This window comes from Xylanibacillus composti, assembly GCF_018403685.1.
In the GTDB taxonomy this organism is placed as follows: domain Bacteria; phylum Bacillota; class Bacilli; order Paenibacillales; family K13; genus Xylanibacillus; species Xylanibacillus composti.
Window position 1 is genome coordinate 1 of record NZ_BOVK01000106.1, and the last position, 1,582, is coordinate 1,582.

The window sequence follows — 1,582 nt, forward strand, 5'->3', positions numbered from 1 at the left end:
AAATCCAGAACCGCCCGAATGGTACGACGACGATTCAATGCGAGAACTAAACATGAGCGAAGCCATGGGACATTATACTACTGGTAAAGTTGGCAAAGATGAATAATTACGTTTCACAGATTGTGAAGGCGCTGCGGCAAATAGATGGGAATTTAGATCATGACGTGACGGATACAGTGGAATTCTTCATATCAACCAATTCCGATCAATTAGAGGTCGTGGTGAGGCTTACGAATCCTCCCGGTCTAAATGATCTTCTCCTATCTTTGTACTACTCGCGTTCAGCCGACAATCTGGAAGAAGTTGTTCTCTGCGTGAGAGACGGCGAACAAGACGTGCCACAGCATCCATCTTTTCAAGAAAGCGGAGAAAGTGACTTGGAACGGTATCTTGAGCGACAACTTCTGGTGGTTAGACTCTCCCTCTGAACACAGCAAGGGACCGGTGGTGAGCCGGTCCCTCAAAAAAGGAGTGTAGGGTGTGGTGTTAGTGGTTTAGGAGCGTCCTAAGGTTGTCCAAAAGTATCGGCAAAAGCTGATGATCGTCAATCCGTAGCTGTCGAATTTGCTTGCTCGGAGTGTAGAAGGCGAAGAACCCCGCTGTTGTGACTCCCTTCTGGGAATACACGATTCCTCTTACCGCGAATCCTTCACCCCACTTGGTATGAGCTTCCTCCTTCTCGATGATTTCGATGCCGGTCATTCGGTCATAACAAGTCTACGCAGACTATCCTCGACGATGTGGAAACGAAGCGTGTACAGCAGTCGGTCATCGCTCCTGTTGTATCGGGCAAAGGCAAAAAGCTCTCGGGAACTCGACTCCAACACAGCAACCTCTGCATGTTCGCTTGTTACCGTTACTTCAAGCGTGAACGGGTCTAGTTCGACAGCCGTTTGGATTTCCTCCAATCCGTCGAGTGATGCGATTTGCGGTTGTTCAACGACACTTCGCAACAACGTTTGAATTTGCCGTTCTTCTCGGGTTAACCTTCTTTGGGATGATTCTATCATCTAATATTCCTCCGGTAACAAAAGAGTGGTGGCAGAGCGGTCAGCCTCTGTGATAATCCAGAACTTTATGCCGGACTCGCTTGTGTAGGCAGAAAAAAGACGCTCTCCGGTTTTCAGTGCGTTCTCGTTTGAAAGCACATCATTGCAGGATATTGTACCCCAATCGCACTGGGCGTGACGGTTGAGTGCCTTCATCTGGTCCACTTCATTCACTTTCCCCAGTACGCCCGGCGTCACAACAATTTGACCCAATTCAAACTTCGCTATAGGCATCTTCCTCCTTTGCGGAAAATCTTCGAAACCATTAAACCATCCTGAAAATTCTCTTATCAAGATAATCATGGACCGGGTTGACGGATAGATTATTTCCATAGTTAAATAGAGGGGTAAATTTTTCCTTCGACAAATTTCAACAAAAAAAGAAAGGGTGACGTTTGTTGATAAAAAGAACAACGATTGTGCTTCTAACGATGATGCTCGGCATGCTTCATGGTGCAATAATCCTATTTTCGCTCTAGGTCGGAATATCCGTCAAATAGGGGTAAAAAATACACTAGCCTTGCATCAATGCT

2 protein-coding genes are annotated in these 1,582 nt (G+C 46.5%); both read right to left on the minus strand.

What is annotated here, in order from left to right:
* Nucleotides 1-698: 698 nt before the first annotated feature.
* The gene (locus XYCOK13_RS21630) at nucleotides 699-1,010 is read right to left on the minus strand and encodes a hypothetical protein (RefSeq protein ID WP_213414333.1); all 312 of its coding nucleotides are present in this window, start codon (nucleotides 1,008-1,010) and stop codon (nucleotides 699-701) included.
* Entirely contained in the window at nucleotides 1,011-1,463 is a 453-nt protein-coding gene (locus XYCOK13_RS22095) for an SH3 domain-containing protein (protein WP_244865305.1), read from the minus strand. It lies immediately after the preceding gene.
* Between the last annotated feature and the right edge of the window lie 119 nt (nucleotides 1,464-1,582).